Annotated in this window: 3 protein-coding genes; all 3 read left to right on the top strand. The window is 66.4% G+C overall.

Annotation, left to right across the window (positions count from 1 at the left end):
- Positions 1–227: Zn-ribbon domain-containing OB-fold protein (locus Q8K84_RS15745; RefSeq protein WP_305283651.1), on the top strand; the 227-nt coding region annotated here is incomplete at its 5' end.
- A gap of 49 nt (positions 228–276) precedes the next feature.
- A complete protein-coding gene (locus Q8K84_RS15740; RefSeq protein WP_305283650.1) occupies positions 277–1485 on the top strand; it encodes an acyl-CoA dehydrogenase family protein in 1209 nt (402 codons plus the stop codon).
- The coding region (locus Q8K84_RS15735; protein ID WP_305283649.1) for an acyl-CoA dehydrogenase family protein at positions 1485–2144 on the top strand (660 nt) is incomplete at its 3' end. The genes Q8K84_RS15740 and Q8K84_RS15735, both read left to right, overlap by 1 nt.

Genomic DNA, 2144 nt, shown 5'->3' with positions numbered 1-2144 from the left:
ATTCGTGGACCGTCACCCATCAGGCGCTTCATCCCGCCTTCGCCACGGAAATCCCTTATGTCGCAGCGCTGGTTGAGCTCGACGAAGGCGTGCGGATGGCGAGCCGGTTGCTGAACTGCGACAGCAACACGTTAATACTGGGCATCCCCGTCGAACTGGTCGTCCGAGAGCTTGGAGACGGCTTCCGCCTGCCTTGCTTCCAGCCATCCGAACAGGTCGCGCCATGAGCTGCGCCCCACGGACGCGCCAGCACGATCCTCTTGAAAGGACAGGCTGATGGATCTCACCTACAGCGCCGAACACCAGGCTTTTCGGCGCGAAGTGCTCGTCTTTCTTGAGGCCCACCGCCATGCCGCCCCCAAGGGCGGCGGGGCTGCGCAGCGGCCCTCAGCAGAAGCGGTAGCCTGGCAAAAACTGTTGATCGCCCATGGTTACGCCGCGCGGACCATCCCGAAGGAATATGGAGGGTATGGGGCCGCGCCGGACATCCTGAAGTCCCGCATCATCGGCGAGGAATTCGCCCGGGCTAGCGTGCCGCCTGGGCTGCAGAGCCAGGGCATTTCCATGCTGGTTCCAACCCTCCTGGAACTCGGCACGGAAGAGCAGAAACGGCGATGGATCGGGCCGACCATTCGCGGCGAAGTGATCTGGTGTCAGGGATATTCCGAACCTGGGTCGGGGTCGGACCTCGCCAGCCTCCAGACGCGCGCGACGGAGGATGGCGATGACTTCCTCATCAATGGCCAGAAGATCTGGACCAGCACGGCGCGCGAGGCCGACATGATCTTCTGCCTCGTGCGCACCGAGCCCGACAAGGCCAAGCATGACGGGATCAGCTATCTGATCTTTTCAATGAAGACGCCGGGGATCGAGGTTCGCCCCCTGGTGACCATGACCGGGCACGGCGAGTTCAACGAGACCTTCTTCACCGACGTGCGCGTCCCGAAGTCCCAGATCGTGGGAAAGCGCGGGCAGGGCTGGTTCGTCGCCAACGCCACCCTCAAGCACGAACGCGGAATGCTGGGGGACCCGGGCCAGCTCGAGAGCCGCTTCCTTGCCTTGGCGGAGCTGATGCGGACTGAGACGGCCGGCGATGGCCGGATCATGGACAACCCGATCCTGCGAGATCGTCTGCTGCGGCTGCAGGCGGAACTCGCGGCGATGAAGTTCAATGGGCTCCGCGTCCTGAGCGCCTCGGCGAACGGTGGCGACGCAGGGCTCGCGCGGCTAATCGTCAAGCTGCAGGCTTGCGAGCTGGCACACCAGATATCGGCGCTGGCCATCGACGCTCTTGGCGAGCTCGGCGTGCTCTACGAAAGTAGTCCGCACCTGCGCGCCCACGGCGGCTGGCAGCAGGCCTACATGTTCCAGCTTGGCCTGATCATCGGCGGGGGCACTGCGCAGATTCAGAAGAACATCATCGCCGAGCGGGGGCTCGGCATGCCGCGTGAGCCGAAGCTCGCGACGGATTGGGGCCGCCTCTGATGGATTTCGGTCTCTCGAGCGAACAGCGCATGCTCCAGGATGCGGTGACCCGCTACCTCAGCGAACAGTCCCCGCTGGGGCATGTGCGCGACATCGCCGCCGCGGCGACGCCCTACAGCCCCGATGTCGCGACGGGCCTGGCCGATCTCGGCGTGCCGGGGGTCATCATTCCCGCGGAATTCGGCGGTATGGGCCTTGGCCTGCTGGAAGCCGCGCTTGTGGCTGAAGCGCTCGGCTTCAGTGTCGCGCCGGTGCATTTCGCGGGCGCGCATGTCATGGCGCCGCTGGCGATCCTGCTCGGCGGGTCCGACAGTCAACAGCGCGCGTGGTTGCCGAAGCTGGCGAGCGGCGCGGCGAGGGCGGCCGTCGCGGTCAGCCAAGCCGTGGAGGGCCGGGACGGGGTCGGGGTGGTCGCCAGGGACGGGTGGCTGGACGGGACAGCGTTGTTCGTGCTCGACGCTGCGGACGCCGACCTGTTCGTGGTGGCGGACACCACCGGCGCATTGCACCTGGTCGCTGCCGACGCGCCCGGTCTCACGCAGATTCCGCTGACGACCATCGACAAGACCCGCTCAGTCGGCGAACTCCGGATGACGGGCGTCAAGGCCGATCCGTTGCCCGGCGGCGGCGGCCGGACCACCCGCCGTATCATCGACGCG

It is taken from the genome of Phenylobacterium sp., assembly GCF_030679875.1.
GTDB lineage: Bacteria > Pseudomonadota > Alphaproteobacteria > Caulobacterales > Caulobacteraceae > Phenylobacterium.
Note: the sequence above shows the minus strand (reverse complement) of the source record. Positions and strands in the feature narration are given on the sequence as shown.

Coding starts and splice junctions, on each gene's coding strand:
- Q8K84_RS15740 (WP_305283650.1), top strand. CDS start 277: ATGGATCTCACCTACAGCGCCGAACACCAGGCTTTTCGGCGCGAAGTG.